This window comes from Gordonia namibiensis NBRC 108229 (assembly GCF_000298235.1).
Lineage (GTDB): Bacteria > Actinomycetota > Actinomycetes > Mycobacteriales > Mycobacteriaceae > Gordonia > Gordonia namibiensis.
The window spans coordinates 24,468-43,565 of the sequence record NZ_BAHE01000043.1 but is presented as its reverse complement, the minus strand read 5'-3'; the positions used below and the strand labels follow the sequence as shown (position 1 = coordinate 43,565).

Here is a 19,098-nt window from a genome sequence, read left to right as displayed (position 1 = left end):
GGACGTCCTCGTGTTGAGTCCGGCTCCGATGAGCTCTCCCAGAGCGCAAGTATTACTTGCGATCTTGTTCTTGGGAGTGGCCCCGCACAGGCGGCCCGAGCGACTGGCTCGGGCACTTTTGCTTCCCCGGTGCTTGCGGCTCCGGGGGAGTTGCTCTCTGCGGTGCGTCGATTAAGTTACACAGCCGCGAACAACGCGTCAAATCCCCTGGTCAGAGGGCTAGCTTCGCGCCGGCAAAACTCTTCTTGCCTCGCCGCACGACCAACCACCGGCCATGGAGGAGGTCGGAGTCCGCCGGCTGCCACTCCGGATCGGTGATCTTCGTGTTGTTCACGTAGGCGCCGCCTTCGGACACCGCGCGGCGCGCGGCCTTGTTGCTCTCGGACAGCTTGGTGTCGACGAGGAGCTGAATGATGGTGGGCCGCTCCGCGGAGTACTCGGCGATGACGGTCTCGCCCACCGCTGCTGCCAGCGTGGCTTCGTCGAGTTCGTCGAGCTCGGCCCGTCCGAACAGTGCCTGGCTGGCGAGCTCGACGGCGCGCGTGTTCTCTTCACCATGGATCAGGGTGGTCATCTCGGCGGCGAGTTTCTTCTGCGCGAGACGCAGGTGCGGCTTCTCCTCCGTCGCCTGCTCGAGCTCGGCGATCTCCTCACGTCCGAGGAAGGTGAACCACCGCAGGTAACGGATGACGTCGGCGTCGGCGGTGTTCACGAAGTACTGGTACCAGGCGTACGGGCTGGTGAGCTCGGGGTCGAGCCAGAGGCTGCCGCCACCGGTGGACTTGCCGAACTTCTTTCCGTCCGACGAGGTCACGAGCGGCACGGTCAGCGCATGCAGCGACAATCCGTCGAGGCGGCGTCCGAGGTCGACACCGCCGATGATGTTCCCCCACTGATCCGAGCCACCGATCTGCAGCACGCAGCCGTACCGGCGGTTGAGCTCGACGAAGTCGTTGGACTGCAGTAGCAGGTAGCTGAACTCGGCGTAGCTGATGCCGTCACCCTCGAGACGCCGCTTCACCGTGTCCCGGGCGAGCATGACGTTCACCGAGAAGTGCTTGCCGAGGTCGCGGAGGAACTCGATGGCGGAGAGCTGTCCGGTCCAGTCGAGATTGTTGACGACGAGTGCGCCGGTCTCCGATTCATCGATGTCGACGAATCGGCGCAGCTGCGCATCGATCCGACCGGCCCATTCGGCGACCGTGTCGGGAGCGTTCATGGTACGCTCCCCCACCTCACGTGGGTCACCGATGAGACCGGTGGCACCACCTGCGAGAACGATCGGGCGGTGACCGGCGAGCTGGAAACGCTTGAGGGTCAGCAGCGGCACGAGATGGCCGGCGTGAAGGCTGGCCGCCGTCGGGTCGAAACCCGCGTACAAGGTGATCGGCCCGTCCGCCAGCGCCTCTCGCAGTGAATCGAGGTCGGTGGACTGCGCGATCAGACCTCGCCAGCCGAGTTCGTCCAGGATGTCGACGGGAGCGTCCCCGGTCCGGACGGTTTCATCGGTCGTGTTGGCGGTTCCCTCAGTCTCAGCACTCACCCCTCGATCTTGTCATCCATCGAGATCGGAGCTCGGACGAGGTGACACCTGCAGGCGTCGGGCCGATGCGTGGAGTTACTGGCCGGAGATCAGACGCTCGTGCTCGGCGTCGTCGACCTTGCGTGCCTCGTCGATGAGCATGACGGGGATTCCGTCGGCATCGATCCGGTAGGCGACGTGCAGCCGCGGGTTGTAGAGCTCGTCGCCGGCGTCGATCAGCGGGCCGTGGTCCTGCGGGCAGGCCAGCCGCTCGCGCACGATCGGGTCGATGGCCTCAGCGCGTGTCGTCACGCCGCTCAGCCTAGGGCATCGCCGACCGACGACCCGCTCCAGTCCAGCTTCTCGGCGATCGTCTTGGTGTACCGCCGGTAGCGCCCCTCCTCGTCGCGGTACCAGATCCGCGGTCCGGGCTTGGGCAGCCCTTCGGCCGCGAACACGGTGCTCAACGGGCGGTACGACGCGGAGTGCGGGATCTCGTCGACGACGCGGATGAGGTGCGGCCGGATCTCGGCGGGGAACTCCCCGAGTGCGATACGCAGCTGGGTGACGGTGAGCGACTCGGGCTTGGCATCCGGGCACAGGGTCAGTGCCGCAACCAGCACCTGGTGTCCCGGCTCCCCCACGCCGTAGGCGACGACCCGGTCGACGCCCTGTATCCGCGAGAGTGCGTGGGTGATCGGCGGGATGAACGCGGGTCCGTCCTCGGTTCGGACCACCCGGTCGGTGGCACCGAGGAAGTACAGGTCACCGTCGGCGTCGCGGACGAACAGATGCCCCGAGACCTCCCACCGGTCACGGCTGGTGAAGACGTCCCGCAGCACCGTGCCGTTGGTGTCGAACTTGTGGCGGGCCTTGGCCAGCAACAATCCGGGCTCGCCGACCTCGGCACGCCGGACGAAACCGGACTCGTCGATCAGCAGCCGATCGTTCACGATGTCGTAGGCCGCGACCTCGACCGGGTTGGTCTCCGGTAGCGGCCGCCCGACGGAGGACAGTTTGTCGCCGGAGACGTTGGCCAGGATCGCCGAACCGTCGGCGGTCGCGAAGAACTCGAGGATCCGGGCCCGGGGGAAGCTGCTGCACACGTCTTCCCACAGGCCCGCCGACATCCCGGAACCCATGAACAGCCGGATCGGGTTGTGCTGGTTGATCCGGAAGCGCGGATCACGGACGACGTCGCCCAGCATCGACCAGGTGTAGGACACCACGGTCACGCCGTAACGCTGCACCTCGGTCGCGAAGGTCTCCGGGTCGATGCCGTTGGACAGGGCGATCCGGGACCGGCCGACCACCGTCGCTCCGAGGGTCGTCAGCAGACCGGACGCGTGATGGAGGGGCGGCAGGCAGTACACGGTGTCGCGGTCGGAGAGTGCCGCTGCCGAGGCCGCACCGAACGCCGACATCGCGAACCGGTGGTTGGTCACCGGCCACGGAACGAGCTTTCCCCGTGCACGACTGAAGAGGATGAAGGCGAGGTCTCCTGCGAGGCCGGGATCGGGCCGGTACCAGGTGGGCAGGTCGACTTCGTCGGGGTCGATCTGCTCCATGTCGATGACCGTCCTGCCGTCGGCACCGTCGATGGCACGGGAATCGCCGCTGCCACCGCCGAGCACGAGCACCCGGTCCGACGCCGCGGCGGCGAGGTCCAGGTTGGTCGGGTCGGTCACGATGACCGAGCTGTCCGCCAGGCGCATCATCTCCCGCACGTCGGCGTCTGCGGCCAACAGCACCGAGACGGCGCCGAGCCGCGCCAGTGCCGCGACCACGACCAGGGCGCTCGGACGGGTGTCCATCAGGACGCCGATGTGCTGCCCCGGCCGCACGCCGCAGTAGATGAGGCCGGCGACGACGTTGTTGATGCGCGCGTCGACCTGCGCGTGGGTGAGCACGCGGTTCTCGAAGAGGAAGAGTTCGTTCTCGCCGTGCTTCTTGGTGTTCTCGGCCATCAGCTTCGACAGCGAGATCCGGGTTCCGCTCTGGATCTGGCCCAGGCGCAGGAGTCGTGGCACCGTGCGCACCGACTCCGACGCGACGGCTCGCGACGTCCGCTGCACGGAGTTCACCAGCGTGAGCAGTTCCCGGGAGGCCGCGGTGCCGGCATCGGCGACCGACCCCACGCCGTGGGTGATGCGCGAGGACAGGCTGACACCGCTGCCGTGCCCCGGCTCGACCAGCGACATCTCGTTGATGAGTTCCGGTCGGGTCCCGTTGTCCGACAACCAGTTCACCCAGTCGGCCGTGGTGGGCCAGGTGTGCTGGCCCGCCGTGGAGCCGACAACCAGACCGAAGTGTCCGACCGGCAGGGTGGATTCGTAGACCTCGGCATCCGGTGCGGCGCGCACGATCCCGCGCACCGCGGCGGGCTGACCGATGTCGTCGGCCTCGCCGACGAACGCCAGTACCGGGCAGGTGATCTCGGTGAGCGACACGAGGTCGCCGTTGATGACGAAGCCACCGGAGACCATGCGGTTGTGGGCGACGAACTGGCGCAGCAGTTCGGCGATCGCCGGGCCGGACCAGGCGACCCAGCCATCGGCCTCGAGGAACCGCCGCTGATCCTCACGCGGGAGCAGCGCCTCGCGGTCGTGGAGACGGCGGAGGAAGTCGATCCGGCTGCGCACGGTCTTGACCGGGTCGAGTAGCTGGAAGCCGGTGCGCGCCATCCAGTCCCGGATCCAGAGGTTCCGCACGAAGGACCGCTCGGCGAGGAACTCGGCGGCCGGCGCCACCAGACCAGCGGGTAATCCGAGGGGCAGCGCCGCCAGGACGTCCACCGGGCTGCCGAAGGTGATGACGCTCGCGATCCCCTTCGACCGCCGGTAGGCCGCGGTCTGGTAGGCGAACATGCCGCCTTGGGAGTACCCGGCGAGGTGGATGTCGCGGCCGGTCGCCTCGACGATCAGGTCGATCGCGTGGCTGATGGCCACCACGTGGTCGGCGAGGTTGCGCTCCATCCCGCCCTCTTCGGTGTCCGGGGACCCGAAGTCGATCACCCAGGGGGTGATGCCGTTGCGATGGAGGATGGACACCGCACCGTTGTGCTCGGTCACGTCATAGACGTTGGCGGACACCATCATCGGCGGCACGAGCACGATGTTCGGGCCGGTGGACGGCTCGTTCGGGAAGTACCGGCGCAGCCGGAACATCTTGTGTGTCTCGACGATCGCGAAAGGAGCAGGTTCGGTCCCGGTCTCGAGACCGCCGAAGCGGAGCACCTCGAGTCCGTTCTGAGCGGTCGCCACCACCCGGCTGACCACGCCGCCCAGATCCGGGAGCCCGTCCAAACCCACCATCGCGTCGATTCCTCCCCGTTGTCAGCGAGACGTCCACCACCGACACGTCGGTGGTGGACGTCACTCTACCCACTGAGCAGTGTTTCTACTCTCGTCCTCCGGGACCGGCGTCCCATCGTGTGCGCAGGTCGGCCGACTGGGCCGACACCACGTCTATCTGCCGTCGTACCTGATCGGGCGCGGTACCGCCATGCGCGTTGCGCGACTCGACCGAACCGCGCACCGTCAGCACCTCGCGTACCGCGGGGGTGAGCGAGGGATTGATGCCGGTCAGCGTCTCGTCGTCGAGCTCGTCGAGGCCGATGCCCCGCGACTCGGCCTCGCGGACACAGGCTCCGGCGACCTCGTGGGCGACGCGGAAGGGCACACCCTGCCGCACCATCCACTCGGCGATGTCGGTGGCGAGGGTGAACCCGGCCGGGGCCAGCTCCTCCATCCGGTCGGTGTGGAACTCGAGTGTCGCGACCAGACCGGTGACGGCCGGCAGCAGCATCTCGAGCTGTGCCACCGCGTCGAAGACCGGTTCCTTGTCCTCCTGGAGGTCCCGGTTGTACGCCAGCGGCTGCGCCTTGAGCGTCGCGAGGAGACCGGTCAGGTCGCCGATCAGGCGCCCGGCCTTGCCGCGCATCAGCTCCGCGACGTCCGGGTTCTTCTTCTGCGGCATGATCGAGCTGCCCGTCGACCAGGCGTCAGCCAGTGTCACGTAGCCGAATTCCGGTGTGCTCCAGATGATCACTTCTTCGGACAACCGGGAGAGGTCGACCGCGATCATCGCGAACACGAACGCCGCCTCGGCCGCGAAGTCGCGGGAGGAGGTGGCGTCGATGGAGTTCTCGGCCGGGGCATCGAACCCGAGGTCGGCGGCGATGGCGGCCGGATCGAGTCCCAGCGACGAACCGGCGAGGGCACCGGAGCCGTACGGCGAGACCGCGGTCCGGCGGTCGGCGTCGGCGAGGCGATCGATGTCGCGGAGCAACGGCTGGGCGTGCGCGAGCAGGTGGTGGCCGAGCAACACCGGCTGGGCCGCCTGCAGGTGCGTCTTGCCGGGCATGATCGCGTCGGGATGCGCGGCCGCCTGAGCGGTCAGCGCGTCGACGACGTCGAGCACTCCGAGGGCGACGCGTCGCATGGCGGCGCGCAGCCACATCCGGAACAGCGTGGCGACCTGGTCGTTGCGCGACCGGCCCGCACGCAACCGCCCACCGAGCTCGGGGCCGACCCGCTCGATGAGTCCACGCTCGAGCGCGCCGTGGACGTCCTCGTCGGACTCCGCGGGACCGAACGTCCCGTCGGCGACGTCGGCAGCCAGACGATCGAGGCCGTCCAGCATGCCGGTCAGGTCGTCATCGGTGAGCAGCCCCGCCTTGTTGAGCACTCGGGCATGGGCTTTCGAGGCCTGGATGTCGAACGGCGCCAGGGCCCAGTCGAAGTGGGTCGACTTGCTCAGGGCGGCCATCGCCGCGGCCGGACCACCGGCGAAACGGCCGCCCCAGAGCGAGCCCTCGTTAGTCGTCCCGCCGGTCTGCTCGCCACTCACAGATTCAGGTCCCGCTTGGCCGAGATCTTGGAGGACAGTCCGTGCAGCTCGACGAAGCCGCGGGCCGCCGACTGGTCGAAGCTGTCGCCCTCGTCGTAGGTGGCGAGGTTGAAGTCGTACAGCGACTCCGAGCTCCGACGTCCGGTGGCGGCGATGTTGCCGCCGTGCAGGACCAGACGGATCTCGCCGGAGACGTGCTCCTGCGTCGAGTCCACGAACGCGTCGAGCGAACGCTTCAGCGGCGAGAACCAGAGACCGTCGTAGACCAGCTCGGCCCACTTGCGGTCGGTGCCGCGCTTGTAGCGGCCGAGTTCGCGCTCGATGGTGACGTGCTCGAGTTCCTCGTGCGCACGGATCAGCACCATGGCGCCCGGGGCCTCGTAGACCTCGCGGCTCTTGATGCCGACGAGACGGTCCTCGACGACGTCGAGACGGCCGACACCCTGCGCACCGGCGCGACGGTTCAGCTCCTCGATGGCCTGCAGCACGGAGACCGGCCGGCCGTCGATGCTGACGGGACGACCCTTGTCGAAGCCGATGATGACCTCGTCGGGGCTGTTCCAATTGACGGTCGGGTCCTCGGTGTAGCTGTAGACGTCCTTGGTCGGCGCGTTCCACAGATCCTCGAGGAAGCCGGTCTCGACGGCGCGGCCCCACACGTTCTGGTCGATGGAGAACGGCGACTTCTTGGTCACGTTGATGGGGATGTCGTTCTCTTCGGCGAAGGCGATGGCCTTCTCACGGGTCCACGCGTAGTCGCGGACCGGGGCGAGAACCTCGAGATCGGGTGCGAGGGTGGCGAAGCCGACCTCGAAGCGGACCTGATCGTTGCCCTTGCCGGTGCAGCCGTGGGCGACGACGGTGCCGCCGTGATCGCGGGCGGCGGTCACGAGGTGCTTGGCGATCAGCGGACGCGACAGCGCCGAGACCAGCGGGTAGCGGTCCATGTAGAGGGCGTTCGAGGTGATCGCCGGGAGGCAGTACTCGTCGGCGAATTCGTCACGGGCGTCGACGACGACAGCTTCGACCGCGCCGCAGTCGAGGGCGCGCTGGCGGATGACGTCCATGTCCTCGCCGCCCTGCCCGAGGTCGAGAGCCACGGCGACGACCTCCTTGCCGGTCTCCTTCTGGATCCAGCTGATCGCGACCGAGGTGTCCAGGCCGCCCGAGTATGCGAGTACGACACGTTCTGCCATGAGGTGAAGCTCCTGTTCTAAGCGATGACCCGAGTCCATCATCGGCCCCGGGGTTCCGACCACACCGTCCGGGTCTCGGTTGGCGGTGTGTTCGGTTGCGGTTCTCGTTCTGTCCGGCCGTCGGCGGGCGCGACCGGTGGTTCTGCAGCGGGACGGGGGCTACACGAGGCCCTCGATCCGTCGGGCGAGCTCGGCGCCGTCGAGCGGCTCGCGGGCGACGACGACGATCGTGTCGTCACCGGCGATCGTGCCCACCACATCGGGCAGTCGAGCACGGTCGAGGGCGGCCGCCAGGTAGTGCGCGGCGCCGGGCGGCGTGCGCAGTACGGCGAGGTTGCCGCTGCTGTCGGTGGAGACCAGCAGCTCCGACACGAGGCGCGAGAGGCGATCGGTACCGCCGGACACCCCGCGCACCGGCGATCCGTCCTCCGGCACCACGTAGACCCCCGCACCGCCGTCGGCGGCCCGCAGCTTCACGGCCCCGAGTTCGTCGAGGTCGCGCGACAACGTGGCCTGCGTGGCATCGATCCCCTGCTGGGCCAGCAACCGCTGCAGCTCCGACTGGCTGCGCACCTGGTGGGTCGACAGGATGTCGATGATCCGCGCATGCCGCCCCGCGCGGGTCGCGGCGAGGCGGTTCTCCGTGGGTTCGGCTCCGGCGGTCACAACTGGTCCTGGCTCTCTGGTGTCATCTCACTGGTGCTCCAGCAGCCAGATGAGCAGGGCCTTCTGCGCGTGGAGACGGTTCTCGGCCTCGTCGAAGACGACGCTGCGCGGACCGTCGATGACCGATGCGGTGATCTCGTCGCCACGGTGCGCCGGCAGACAGTGCAGCACGATCGCATCGGCGGCGGCGTGGGCGAGCAACTCGTCGTTGATCTGGTACGGCCGGAAAGGTGCCGTGCGGTCCCTGCCGTCCTCCTCCTGGCCCATCGACACCCAGGTGTCGGTGACCAGGACGTCGGCACCGGAGACCGCCTCGACGGGGTCGGTCACGAGCTGCACCGATCCCCCGGTCTCGGCGGCACGGCGCTCGGTGTCGGCGATGATCGCCGGATCGGGCTGGAAACCCTCGGGAGCGCTGATCGTGACGTGCATCCCGGCGGTGACGCCGCCGAGTCCGAGCGAGTGAGCCATGTTGTTGGCGCCGTCGCCCAGGTAGGTCATCTTCAGACCCGTGGGCGACCCCTTCTGCTCGATGATCGTCTGCAGGTCGGCGAGTACCTGGCACGGGTGGAACTCGTCGGACAGAGCGTTGACGACCGGCACGGTCGCGCTCGACGCGAGCGCCTCGAGACGGTCCTGACCGAAGGTGCGCCACACGACGGCGTCGACGAAGCGCGACAACACCTGTCCGGTGTCCTCGAGGGTCTCCTCGCGGCCGAGCTGGGTGGTGCGGCCGTCCACCACCACCGCGTGACCGCCGAGCTGGGCGATGCCCACCTCGAAGGAGAAGCGCGTGCGGGTCGAGTTCTTGTCGAAGATCACCCCGACCCCGCGGGGGCCCTCGAGCGGGCGGAAGGCGAACGGCTGCGCCTTCACCAGGGCGGCGAGGGCCAGCACCTCGGCCTGCTCGGCGGGGGTGAGGTCGTCGTCGCGTAGAAAATGACGCGTCATGCCTTGTCTCCCTTGTCGTTCTGGGCAGCGGTGTCCTTCGAGGCCGCTGCCGCAGCGGTGTCCTTCGAGGCCGCTGCCGCGGCGGTGTCGAGGATTGCCGGCAGCGCCTCGACGAAGGTCTGTGCCTGTTCCTCGGTGATGATCAGGGGCGGTGCGAGCCGCAGCACGTCGGGTGCCGGCGCGTTGATGAGGAACCCGGCGTCGCGGGCCGCGGCCTCGACGCGCCCGGACAGCGCCTCGGTCAGTTCGACGCCGAGCAGCAGACCGGCTCCTCGCACACCGCCGATCAGCGGGTGGTGAAGGTCCTCGATGCCGGTGGCGATCGTCTTGCCCACGGCGGCAACGTGATCGGTGAGGCCTTCGGACTCGATGACCCCGAGCACGGCGAGCGCGGCGGCCGCGGCAACGGGATTGCCACCGAAGGTGGTGCCGTGCTGGCCGGGTTCGAACAGCTCGGCGGCCGGGCCGGTGGCGATACACGCACCGATCGGCAGTCCGCCGCCGAGTCCCTTGGCGAGCGTCATCACGTCCGGCACCACACCCACCTGCTGGTGGGCGAAGAAGGTACCGGTCCGCGCGACGCCGGTCTGCACCTCGTCGAGGATCAGCAGTGCACCGCGCTCGCTGGTGATGCGGCGGGCGGCGGCGAGATAGTCGGCGGGCGGGACGATCACGCCGGCCTCACCGAGGATCGGTTCGAGGATGACCGCGGCGGTCTGATCGGTGACAGCGGCGTCGAGCGCCTCGGTGTCGCCGTACGGCACGAACCGCACTCCCGGCGGCATCGGTTCGAACGGTGCGCGCTTCGACGGCTGTCCGGTCATGGCGAGCGCACCCATGGTGCGGCCGTGGAAGGCCTTCTCGGCGGCCACGATCTCCGGCCGGCCGGTCCGGCGCGCGAGCTTGAAGGCGGCCTCGTTGGCCTCGGTCCCGGAGTTGCAGAAGAACGCGCGGCCCGGGTGGCCGAAGCGGTCGAGCAGCTTCTCCGCCAGTTCGACGACGGGAGGCGAGATGTAGAGGTTCGACACGTGTCCGAGCGTCTGCAGCTGGGTGGTGACGGCCTCGACGATCGCGGGATGCGCATGACCGAGGGAGTTCACCGCGATGCCACCGAGCAGGTCGAGGTATCGCTTGCCGTCGGCGTCGGTGACGTACGGCCCCGAACCGCCGACCAGAGCGATCGGCGGGGTGCCGTAGTTCTTCATCAGGGACTGGCCCCAACGCTGTTGCAGCGGTGCGGTCACTGGTCCTCCTCACGCGGGTCGACGACGGTGGTGCCGGTGGAGCTCTCGGTCAGTAATTGGGCGAGCACGGAATGGGCGACGCGGCCGTCGATGACGTGGGCGCGTTCGACTCCCCCGGTCACCGCACGCAGGCAGGCCTCCATCTTGGGAACCATGCCGGAGTCCAGCGACGGCAGCAGCTCGGCCAGGGCGTCGGTGTCGATCTGGGACACCAGCGACCCACGGTCGGGCCAATCCGTGTACAGCCCTTCGACGTCGGTCAGCATGACCAGCCGCGACGCACCGAGCGCCTCGGCGAGCGCTCCGGCCGCGGTGTCGGCGTTGATGTTGTGCACGACTCCGTCGCGATCCGGCGCGATGGTCGACACCACCGGGATGCGGCCCGCCGCAACGAGATCGAGCACCGCAGAGGTGTTCACCGAAGAGATGTCGCCGACGAGTCCGATGTCGGTGGCGACGCCGTCGACGAGCACCGTCCGCCGGGTGGCAGTGAACAGGTGGGCGTCCTCGCCGGTGATGCCGACGGCGTAGGGGCCGTGCGCGTTGATGAGACCGACGAGTTCACGACCGACCTGTCCGAAGAGGACCATCCGGGCGACGTCCATCACCTCGGGGGTGGTGACCCGGAAACCGCCCTTGAATTCTCCTTGCAGGCCCAGCTTCTTCAGCATCGCCGAGATCTGCGGTCCGCCGCCGTGCACGACGACCGGGTGCATGCCGCAGGCGCGGAGGAACACCATGTCCGCGGCGAAGGCCTTCTTCAGTTCGTCGTCGACCATGGCGTTGCCGCCGTACTTGACGACGATCGTGGCGCCGGCGAGTTCTTGCAACGCGGGAAGCGCTTCGGCGAGGACCTTCGCCTTCGCGAGGCGTGCGGCCGGGTCAATCCGGGGTGCACCGAATTCCGGTGTGGTGTCGCTCATGACGAGTACGCCGAGTTCTCTTCGACGTACGCGTGCGAGAGGTCCGTGGTCCGGACGGACGCGGAGGCGTCGCCGAGCTTCAGGTCGACGAGCACGTCGATGTCGGCGTCCGACAGGTCGACGTCCCGCGCCCCCTCGACGCCGCAACCGTTCTCACACACGGGGGATCCGTTGAACGACACCGCGATCACGTCCGGATCGATCCGGACCGGTGAGGCCCCGACCGTGGCCAGCACCCGACCCCAGTTGGGGTCGGAACCGAACAGTGCGGTCTTGACCAGCGAGTCGCGGGCCACGAACCGGGCGACGACCAGGGCATCGTCCTCGGTCCGTGCACCGGTGACGGTGATGGTCACCCGCTTGGTGACACCCTCGGCGTCGGCCTGCATCTGGGCGGCCAGGTCGTCGCAGACCGCGAAGACGGCCTCGTCGAGATCGTCCTGGTCGACCGGGATCTGGCTGGCACCCGAGCTCAGCAGCAGCACGGTGTCGTTGGTGGACATGGAGCCGTCGATGTCGAGCCGGTCGAAGGTCCGCGCGGTCGCCCGACGCAGGGCGGTGTCGAGCTGTTCGGAGGTGGCCGCGGCGTCGGTGGTGAGCACCACGAGCATCGTCGCGAGCGAGGGCGCCATCATCCCCGCGCCCTTGCCCATGCCGCCGACGTTCCACCCCTGGGGATGGTGCAGCGCAGCCTGTTTCGGCACGGTGTCGGTGGTCATGATGGCGTATGCGGCGTCTGTGCCGCCGGTGAGTCCGCCGCCCATCTCCTGGACGATCTCGGTGACGCCGGCGAGGACCTTGTCCATCGGGAGGCGATCGCCGATGAGCCCGGTCGAGCAGACCGCCACCTCGACGGCGCCGGTGCTGGTCCCCCAGTTGCTCAACGCCTCCGCGACGGCCTCGGCCGTCTTGTGGGTGTCCTGGAATCCGCCGGGCCCGGTGCACGCGTTGGCGCCGCCCGAGTTGAGGATCACCGCGCGCAGCCTGCCGGTGGTGAGAACCTGCTGGGACCACAGGACGGGTGCGGCCTTGACCTGGTTGCTGGTGAAGACGCCGGCGGCCGAGTAATCCGGGCCCTCGTTGAACACGAGGGCGAGGTCGGGGTTGCCGGACACCTTGATACCGGCCGCGATCCCCGCAGCACGGAAGCCCAGCGGCGCGGTGACGCCCTGTTCGCGGACGAGCCGCGGGGTGTCGCCGGGGGCGCCGCCCTCGATGCGGTCCGGATCCGGTTGTGAGGCCTGGATTCCGGTTCCCTCGACGCCTGTCATGGTGCAACTCCCACGGTGCTCAGTCCCTCGTTCTCTGTCCAGCCCAGCGCCAGGTTCATCGACTGGACCGCGGCGCCGCCGGTCCCCTTGGTCAGGTTGTCCACGGCGCCGACGACCACGAGGGTCTGGGCGCGCTCGTCGACGGTCACCCCGAGCTGGACGGCGTTGGAACCGATGACCGAACCGGTGGCCGGCAGGCGGCCGTCCGGCAGGACATGGATGAATTCCTCATCGGCGTAGGCCTTTTCGTAGACCGCGCGGACCTCGTCGCCGGTCGCGGTGGTCCGTGCGGTGCACGTCGCGAGGATGCCCCGGGCCATCGGCGCGAGGATCGGGGTGAACGAGACGGTGACGGGCTGCTGCGCCGCCTCCGACAGTGCCTGCGAGATCTCCGGGGTGTGCCGGTGGACGCCGCCGACACCGTAGGCCCGGGCGGACCCGATGACCTCGGAGGCGAGCAGATCGACCTTCGGCGAACGCCCGGCACCCGACGCGCCGCTGACCGCGACCACGGTCACGTGCGGCTCGGCAAGGCCGGCCGCGATCGCCGGGAGCAGCGAAAGGATTGACACCGTCGGGTAGCAGCCCGGGACGGCGATCCGGCTGGCGTCCTTGAGGACCTCACGATTGCCGGGGAGCTCGGGCAGGCCGTACGGCCAGGTGCCTGCATGATCCCCGCCGTAGTAGGAGGTCCAGTCGCCGGCGTCGCGCAGCCGGAAGTCGGCGCCGCAGTCGATGATCAGCGTGGTCGGCGGCAGGGCGTCGGCGATGACCGCCGATGCACCGTGCGGAAGACCCAGGAAGACCACGTCGTGCCCGCTCAGGATCTCCGGGGTGGTCTCGTCGAGAACCCGCTCTGCCAGCGGCAACAGGTGCGGATGATGGGATCCGAGCGTGGTGCCGGCGTTGCCGCCGGCGGTCAGCGCACCGATCTCGAGCTCGCCGGACCGCAGACGGGGATGTCCACACAGGAGTCGGAGGATCTCACCGCCCGCGTAGCCGCTCGCGCCGGCCACTGCCACTTTCACCTTGCTGGTTGAGCTTGTCGAAGCCATGCAATCATTATGCACCGGCGTGCAAATCAATACATAAACGGGGTGGTGGCGATGGCGTCTCCCCCGCGGGTCAGCGGAGGCGGGCGCCGACCTGTTCGGCGGCGGCGTCGACCGCGGCCATCTTCGCGGCGTTGGCCTCGTCCTCGGTCAGCGTACGGTCGCTCGCGCGGAAGCGCAGCGAGAACGTCAGCGACTTGTTGCCCTCACCGACCTGCTCACCGGTGAAGACGTCGAAAAGTGCGATGTCCTCGAGCAGCTCACCCGCGCCGTCGCGCAGCGCCGACCGGACCTCGGCGGCCGGCACGTCGGCCGCGACCACCACGTTGACGTCCTGCAGGACGGCCGGGAACACCGACACCGCCGGAGCGGGCAGCACCTCGCGGAGCGGCAAGGCATCGATGTCGATCTCGACCGCGCACGCACGCTTGGGGAGGTGGGCGCGTTCGAGCACCGCCGGATGGAGCTCGCCGGCGTAGCCGACCGTGCGTCCGTCGACGGTCAGGCGGGCACAGCGGCCCGGATGCCACGGCCGGTGATCGGCGGCGGTGAGTTCCACCTCCACTCCGGCGGCACGCGCGATCGTGCGAGCCGCCTCGAAGGCGTCGAGGTAGTCGGCGGCGCGTCCCGGACCCCACGGCCCCGCAGGGTCGCGCAAGCCGGTCAGAACGACACCGACGTGCAGCGGCTGATGCGGAAGCGAGGCGTCGAGCGCCGCGATCTCCTCATCGGTGGGGCGCCGCGTCACGTCGAGCGCGGGGACGGGCGCGACGTGGTCACCGGCGATCACGACCTGGCCGATGGTGAACAGCGACAGGTCGCGCTGGCCCCGGGCGATGTTGCGGGCGGCCATCTCGAGTAGGCCCGGCAGCAGCGTCGTGTTGAGTTCGGGCCGGTCCGACTCGAGCGGGTTGAGCACCTTGACGGTACGGCGGCGCTCGTCGTCGGCGGGCAGATCCCAGAGGTCGAAGACCCCGGCCGGCATGAACGGGTACGGGAGGACCTCGACATACCCGTCGAGGGCGAGGGTGCGTCCGACGCTGCGCCGACGACGCTGCTCCGATGTGAGACCGGTGCCGCCGGGTGCGCGCGGCACGACGGCCGGGATGTCTTCGAGGCCCTCGAGGCGCAGCACCTCTTCGACGAGGTCGGCGCGCTGCTTGAGGTCGGGACGCCACGACGGCGGGACGACGTCGAGGGGGTCGGTGCCGGTGACCACGCAGCCCACCTCGGTGAGACGTGCGGCGGTGGTGCCGGCCGGATAGCCGATGCCGGCGACGCGGTCGGGCTCGTCGGCGGCGATGGTGATCGCCGATGGGAGCGGGGTCGCGACACGCGCCTCGGACAGCGGTGAGGAGATGGTCCCGCCGGCGATCTCGACGATGAGCTGGGCGGCCCGATCGGAGGCGACCGCGGTGATCTCCGGGTCGACGATGCGCTCGAAGCGCTTGCTGGCCTCGGAGGTCAACTTGTGGCGTTTGCCGGTGCGGAACACACGGACGGGGTCGAAGGTCGCCGACTCGAGCAGCACGGTGGTCGTCGAGTCACCCACCTCGGTGGCGCCGCCGCCCATGACGCCGGCGAGGGCGATGGGACCGGTCTCGTCGGCGATGACGACGTCCTCGGGGTCGAGCACGCGGTCTACCTCGTCGAGGGTGCGCAGCTTCTCCCCCGGCTTCGCCGAGCGGACCGTGACGGTGCCGGTGATGCGGTCTGCGTCGAACGCGTGCAGCGGCTGGCCGAGTTCGATCATCACGTAGTTGGTGACGTCGACGATCGCCGAGATCGGCCGGATACCCGCGACCAGAAGGCGCTTCTGCATCCACCACGGCGAGATCGCCTTCGGGTCGACGCCGGTGATCACGCGCGCGGTGTAGCGGGTGGCGCCGGAGCCGTCCTCGATGGCGACGGGCCACGGCGTGCCCTCTGCGATCACATCGGCTTCAACGACACCCGGGTCGACGAAGGGCACCTCGAAGCTGCTTGCCAGCTCGCGGCCGAGACCGCGGATCGAGAAGGCGTAACCGCGGTCCGGGGTGACGTTGACGTCGATCGCGGCGTCGTCGAGTCCGAGGACCTCACGGGCGTCGGCGCCGGGCTCGGCGGTGCCGGGGGCCAGCACCAGGATGCCGCTGTGGTCGTTGCCGATGCCTAGCTCGGAGACCGAGCAGATCATGCCGTCCGAGATGCGGCCGTAGGTCTTGCGCGAGGCGATCTCGAACGGGCCGGGCAGCACGACGCCGGGCAGTGCGGCGACGATCAGGTCACCCTCGGCGAAGTTCCGAGCGCCGCAGACGATCCCGCGCGGCTCCGCCTCGCCCACCTCGACGGTGCAGAAGCGGATCGGCTTCTTGAACTCGGTGAGCTCCTCGATCGTCTCCACGCGACCGATCACCAGCGGACCGGTGATCTCCGGGAACTTCTCGATGTCCTCGATCTCGAAACCGACGCGGACGAACCCCGCGTCGATCTCCTCGGTGGTCGCCGACCACTTCGGATCGCCCGAGCGCAGGACCTCGGTGTACCAGGACTGTGGTGCACGCACTGTGTATCAACTACTTTCGTCGCGTCGTGGAAGTCGAAGGATGCTCGCCGGGCCGGTCAGGCGGCCGGACCGAATGGGAGGGTGAACCGGATGTCGCCCTCGACCATGTCGCGCATGTCGGAGATGTCGTTGCGGAACTGCAGGGTGCGTTCCAGGCCCATGCCGAAGGCGAAGCCGGAGTAGACATCCGGGTCGATTCCGCTCGCGCGCAGCACGTTCGGGTTGACCATGCCGCAGCCGCCCCACTCGACCCAGCCGGGTCCGCCCTTCTTGGCCGGGAACCAGACGTCGACCTCGGCCGACGGTTCGGTGAACGGGAAGTACGACGCGCGCATCCGGGTGGTGGTCTCCGGTCCGAACAGCGCGCGGGCGAAGGTCTCGAGGGTGCCGCGCAGGTTCGCCAGGGTCAGACCCTTGTCGACGGCGAGTCCCTCGATCTGGTGGAAGACCGGCGTGTGGGTGGCGTCGAGCTCGTCGGTGCGGAAGGTACGACCCGGGCAGGCCACGTAGATCGGCAGGTCGCGGTTGAGCATCGAGCGCACCTGGACCGGCGAGGTGTGCGTGCGCAGCACCTGGCGCGAACCCTCGGGCGCGATGTAGAAGGTGTCCTGCATCGACCGCGCCGGGTGATCCGGCAGGAAGTTGAGGGCGTCGAAGTTGTGGTGCTCGGTCTCGACCTCGGGTCCCTCGGCGATCTCCCAACCCATGGCGACGAAGACGTCGGCGACCTGCTCGGCGATGACGGTGATGGGATGGCGGGCGCCGACCGGGCGACGACCGCTGGGCAGCGTCACGTCGACCGACTCGGCGACGAGGACCGCCGCGTCACGTTCGGCCTCGAGGGTCGCGGTCCGCAGTTCCAGCGCCGCGGTCACCCGACCCCGAACCTGGTTCACGAGCTTGCCGGCCTCCGAACGCTGCTCCTTCGGCAAGCTGCCGAGGGCGCGACGGGCCAGTGCGATCGGCGATCGGTCGCCGAGATGCGCGGACTTCGCCGCGGACAGCTGCTCGAGATCGGCCGCCGCCTCGAAGGCCTCGACGGCCGACGTCGCCGCCGCCTCGAGGTCGTCGGGTCCGGGGAATACCGTTTCGTCGGCGGAAGTGGCCACGGTCGGCGAGCTCCTCATGCGTGGGTCGGTGGGTGGACGGCGTCGTCGTCACGCGGAGGGCGGGTCGGGCGCGGAGAACCGGCTCGAGGCGACCGTCAACGGCGGCGATGACTCCCATCGAGGGTAGTCGACCGCCGCGAGGCGCTGACCTGCAGGGAGGCGTCACCTCCGGGAAGTGCGTCCGCTCCGCGACGCCGGACGCGCCGAAGAGCGAGGACACGTGCCGTCGCCGCGCATCCGATCCCGAAGATCAGCCACGTACGGCCGTCCCCGAACAGCCCGTACCGCGACGTCATCAGGACCGCGACGCCGAGGCACACCAGGGCGGCCGTCAGGGTCAGGTCCCGCATGCGTCCAGCGCAGCTGGCGACCGGCTCGTCCCACCACGGGAGCGGCCGGTTCTCCAGCGGCGACAGCATCGCGACGACGGGAATCATCAAGGCGACGAGCAGCATCGTCTGCACGCCGACGACGATCGGGAACGACGCCGAATGCACGTCGGCGCGATCCAGACCCATGACCGCGCCCAGGACGATGACCGCGGCGAGCACCGGGAGGTGCCAGAGGTACAGCGTCATCGCACCGCGGTTGCCCAGGACGACCCACCACCACACCCGCGGGCGGGCGGCGATCGACGCCAGCGTCCGACGCAGCGCGATGGCGCCCGCGCACAGCACGATCGCGTGACCCGCGAGAAGCAGACTGGGCGGGCTCATGTTCGACAGCTGCTGACCCGGCACCGTGACGAGCGAGACCTCATACGGACCCCACTGCACGAGCGCGGTGTCGAGGATCAGGGCGCCGATCGCCACGGCCGCCGCGGTTCCCGGACGCACGATTCGCCGCGTGTAGGCGACACCGAGTACGGCCGGGATCGTCCAGACGGTAAGGAAGTTCAGGTAGCTGAGCGACGACGGGCCGTCGGCGAGTCGGACGGCGTCGATCAGTGCAGTACTCCCCCAGCAGGTTCCGAGTGCGATCGCCACGTGGAGAGATGTGCGGACCCGCTGCAGCAGTGGGACTACGGCAAGCACGAGCAGGTACGCACCGAGGAACCAGAGCAACTGCACCCCGAGGCGTGCGACGACATCGGCCGCGGCGTCGAGGCCGACGGTCGTCAGTCCGGCCAGCGCGACGAGTACGACTCCGAGGTACCAGCCGAGCGGCCGAAGAAGACGCTGGGTGCGCGTGAACAGCCAGTGCCCGGCAGACGGGGTGTCGCCGGGAGCCCGGGACATCCAGCCATGCGTCGACGCCGCGGCCCCCGCGAAGAAGAACAGCGGCAACACCTGGAGCAGCCAGGTGGCCGGCTGCAGGATCGGCACCTCCGCGAGGGTGTTGCCGAGGTGGATCGCGCCGTCGGAGGTGTCGACGGTCAGCATGATCGAATGACCGGCGACCACCACGAGCAACGAGCAGATGCGGACGAGGTCGATGACCCGATCCCTGTCTCCGGTGAGTGCCGCCAGTTCGAGTGGTGTCGGCAGACTCCCGGACTTCCAGCGGTGTGACGTCGTGAGCATGCATCGAGTGTTGTCAGGTCTGCGCTGCCGGACCTGAGCAGAATTACTCGGCCGGGGTCGGCAATCCCCGCAGCCTCACTCCACGATCCGCCCCCGAAAACCACCCCCGAAATCCGCCCCCGGAATCCGCCCTCCACAGGCGAGCCGGCGACACAGTGTCGTCAGTCGACCTCTGGAGGGCCGATCTCAGGGGCGCTTTTCAGCTGGTCGGGGTATGGGCGCAGACAACAACGGTCCCGGCACCA

The 19,098-nt window shown here is 69.1% G+C and carries 14 protein-coding genes; all 14 read right to left on the bottom strand.

Translation table 11 applies throughout. The features are described 5' to 3' along the window. Window positions 1-211: 211 nt before the first annotated feature. A complete protein-coding gene (gene tyrS / locus GONAM_RS18230; protein WP_006868231.1) occupies window positions 212-1,543 on the bottom strand; it encodes a tyrosine--tRNA ligase in 1,332 nt (443 codons plus the stop codon). A 75-nt stretch (window positions 1,544-1,618) separates the two neighbouring features. Beyond that, window positions 1,619-1,834 (bottom strand): Trm112 family protein, encoded by a 216-nt coding sequence (locus GONAM_RS18225; protein ID WP_005200196.1) that lies wholly within the window; start codon window positions 1,832-1,834, stop codon window positions 1,619-1,621. Between the two features lie 5 nt (window positions 1,835-1,839). Then, complete coding sequence (locus GONAM_RS18220) at window positions 1,840-4,836, bottom strand: AMP-binding protein (protein WP_006868230.1); 2,997 nt, start codon at window positions 4,834-4,836, stop codon at window positions 1,840-1,842. Between the two features lie 85 nt (window positions 4,837-4,921). Then, window positions 4,922-6,373 (bottom strand): argininosuccinate lyase, encoded by a 1,452-nt coding sequence (gene argH / locus GONAM_RS18215; RefSeq protein WP_005200198.1) that lies wholly within the window; start codon window positions 6,371-6,373, stop codon window positions 4,922-4,924. Next, window positions 6,370-7,569: an argininosuccinate synthase gene (locus tag GONAM_RS18210; protein WP_006868229.1), complete on the bottom strand. Its 1,200-nt coding sequence runs from the start codon at window positions 7,567-7,569 to the stop codon at window positions 6,370-6,372. Before GONAM_RS18210 ends, argH begins: the two co-directional genes overlap by 4 nt. A gap of 159 nt (window positions 7,570-7,728) precedes the next feature. Next, window positions 7,729-8,235, bottom strand: a complete 507-nt coding sequence (locus tag GONAM_RS18205) for an arginine repressor (protein WP_006868228.1) — start codon at window positions 8,233-8,235, stop codon at window positions 7,729-7,731. Window positions 8,236-8,262: 27 nt separating this feature from the next. Next, a complete protein-coding gene (gene argF / locus GONAM_RS18200) occupies window positions 8,263-9,186 on the bottom strand; it encodes an ornithine carbamoyltransferase (RefSeq protein ID WP_006868227.1) in 924 nt (307 codons plus the stop codon). Then, on the bottom strand, window positions 9,183-10,430 hold the full coding sequence (locus GONAM_RS18195; RefSeq protein WP_006868226.1) for an acetylornithine transaminase: 1,248 nt from the start codon (window positions 10,428-10,430) through the stop codon (window positions 9,183-9,185). The genes argF and GONAM_RS18195 overlap by 4 nt, the downstream gene beginning before the upstream one ends. Next, window positions 10,427-11,353 (bottom strand): acetylglutamate kinase, encoded by a 927-nt coding sequence (gene argB / locus GONAM_RS18190; RefSeq protein WP_006868225.1) that lies wholly within the window; start codon window positions 11,351-11,353, stop codon window positions 10,427-10,429. The genes GONAM_RS18195 and argB overlap by 4 nt, the downstream gene beginning before the upstream one ends. After that, complete coding sequence (argJ, locus tag GONAM_RS18185; RefSeq protein ID WP_006868224.1) at window positions 11,350-12,624, bottom strand: bifunctional glutamate N-acetyltransferase/amino-acid acetyltransferase ArgJ; 1,275 nt, start codon at window positions 12,622-12,624, stop codon at window positions 11,350-11,352. The genes argB and argJ overlap by 4 nt, the downstream gene beginning before the upstream one ends. Beyond that, entirely contained in the window at window positions 12,621-13,679 is a 1,059-nt protein-coding gene (gene argC / locus GONAM_RS18180) for an N-acetyl-gamma-glutamyl-phosphate reductase (RefSeq protein ID WP_040536893.1), read from the bottom strand. Before argC ends, argJ begins: the two co-directional genes overlap by 4 nt. A gap of 70 nt (window positions 13,680-13,749) precedes the next feature. Beyond that, window positions 13,750-16,221 (bottom strand): phenylalanine--tRNA ligase subunit beta, encoded by a 2,472-nt coding sequence (gene pheT / locus GONAM_RS18175; protein ID WP_006868222.1) that lies wholly within the window; start codon window positions 16,219-16,221, stop codon window positions 13,750-13,752. 56 nt (window positions 16,222-16,277) lie between these two features. Further along, the gene (gene pheS / locus GONAM_RS18170; protein ID WP_006868221.1) at window positions 16,278-17,330 is read right to left on the bottom strand and encodes a phenylalanine--tRNA ligase subunit alpha; all 1,053 of its coding nucleotides are present in this window, start codon (window positions 17,328-17,330) and stop codon (window positions 16,278-16,280) included. A 95-nt stretch (window positions 17,331-17,425) separates the two neighbouring features. Then, on the bottom strand, window positions 17,426-18,853 hold the full coding sequence (locus GONAM_RS18165) for an acyltransferase family protein (RefSeq protein ID WP_006868220.1): 1,428 nt from the start codon (window positions 18,851-18,853) through the stop codon (window positions 17,426-17,428). Window positions 18,854-19,098: the final 245 nt, after the last annotated feature.